The organism is Clostridia bacterium, assembly GCA_017438525.1.
Lineage (GTDB): Bacteria > Bacillota > Clostridia > Oscillospirales > RGIG8002 > RGIG8002.
The window spans coordinates 1-1,796 of record JAFRVI010000088.1 but is presented as its reverse complement, the minus strand read 5'-3'; the positions used below and the strand labels follow the sequence as shown (position 1 = coordinate 1,796).

The 1,796-nt window shown below is 58.5% G+C and carries 2 protein-coding genes; both read right to left on the bottom strand.

Annotated elements, in window-relative coordinates; genetic code table 11:
* Positions 1-725: GGGtGRT protein (locus IJL83_08155; GenBank protein ID MBQ6553565.1), on the bottom strand; the 725-nt coding region annotated here is incomplete at its 3' end.
* Positions 726-740: 15 nt separating this feature from the next.
* A complete protein-coding gene (locus IJL83_08150; protein ID MBQ6553564.1) occupies positions 741-1,433 on the bottom strand; it encodes an iron-sulfur cluster assembly scaffold protein in 693 nt (230 codons plus the stop codon).
* Positions 1,434-1,796 lie beyond the last annotated feature (363 nt).

Below are 1,796 nucleotides of genomic sequence, written 5' to 3'. Positions count from 1 at the left end.
TAGGTGCCTGCGACGGGGTGCTGGAAGCGGGTGGGGTTGGTGGAGTTGCCGGTGATGGAAACGTCGACGTGCTCGTTGTGCATGATCGCGACGCCCTCGCGGACGTCGTCCGCGCCGTAGCAGCGGACGTTGGCGCGCTCGCCCTTGGAGTAGGGGATCTCGCGGACGATCTTCAGCTCGCCGGTGTAGTAGTCATACTGCGTCTGGACGTAAGTGAAGCCGTTGATGCGGGAAATGATCTGCGCGGCGTCCTTGCCGAGGCCGTTGAGGATAACGCGCAGGGGCTCCTTGCGGACCTTGTTGGCGTTGCGGACGATGCCGATGGCGCCTTCGGCGGCGGCGAAGGATTCGTGGCCGGCGAGGAAGGCGAAGCACTTGGTCTCGTCGCTGAGCAGCATCGCGGCGAGGTTGCCGTGGCCGATGCCGACCTTGCGGTTCTCGGCGACGGAGCCGTCGATGCAGAATGCCTGCAGACCGATGCCGATCTTGCGGGCGGCTTCTTCGGCGTTCTTGACGCCGGACTTCAGAGCGATCGCCGCGCCTACGCAGTAGGCCCAGCATACGTTCTCGAAGCAGATGGGCTGAATGCCCTTGGCGATCTCGTAGGGATCGAAGCCGGCGGCCTTGCAGATCTCGCGGCTCTCTTCAACGGAGCCGATGCCGTACTCCGCAAGCGTCTTGTTTATCTTTTCGATGCGGCGGTCGTAGTTTTCAAATAATGCCATAGTTCCGTACCTCTCTTATTCCTTGCGGGGGTCGATGTACTTGGCGGCGTCGTCCCACTGTCCGTAGTGACCGGTCGCCTTCTTCATCGCCTCGTTCGCGTCCATGCCGCCCTTGATGAAGTCCATCATCTTGCCGACGCTGACGAATTCGTAGCCGATGATCTCGTCGTTCTCGTTGAGCGCCATTCTGGAGCAGTAGCCCTCGGTCATTTCGAGGTAGCGGGGGCCCTTCTCCTTGGTCGCGAACATCGTGCCGACCTGCGAACGCAGACCCTTGCCGAGGTCCTCGAGCGAAGCGCCGACCAGAAGGCCGTCTTCGGAGAACGCGCTCTGGGTGCGGCCGTATACGATCTGCAGGAACAGCTCGCGCATCGCGGTGTTGATGGCGTCGCAGACGAGGTCGGTGTTCAGCGCCTCGAGCAGCGTCTTGCCGATAAGGATCTCGGACGCCATCGCGGCGGAGTGGGTCATACCGGAGCAGCCGATCGTTTCAACGAGGGCTTCTTCGATGACGCCGTCTTTGACGTTCAGCGTCAGCTTGCAGGCGCCCTGCTGGGGAGCGCACCAGCCGATACCGTGGGTGAAACCGGAAATATCCTTGATTTCCTTCGCCTGCACCCATTTTCCCTCTTCCGGAATCGGAGCGGGGCCGTGATACGCGCCCTTAGCGACGGGGCACATATGCTTGATTTCCGCAGTGTAGTTCATATGCGTTTTCCTCCTGTTGATAAAGCCGATATCTCCATATTTCTATAATGAAAACGATCAGCCGGATATACTGTCGGGAAGCGGCGAAAGAGTAACGCCGATCCCTTCGGGTATTATATTATAACTTAATGAAAAAATCAAGGGTTAATATAAAGAATATGATACAAGACTGATTGGCGGTAAGGACAACACGGTTTTGAACGGCAGATTTTGCCCCGTTCTGCGTTAAAATGCTCGGCAATACAGCAAGTATTGCCTTGCGCTTTTGCCTTGAACGGAAACAAAATCGGTCCGTTCAAAACTGCTCCGCACCTGAAAGCGAGGCAAATCCGAGGGATTTGCGGCGCGGAGGACGACGGCGGG

Coding starts and splice junctions, on each gene's coding strand:
- IJL83_08150 (MBQ6553564.1), bottom strand. CDS start 1,433: ATGAACTACACTGCGGAAATCAAGCATATGTGCCCCGTCGCTAAGGGC.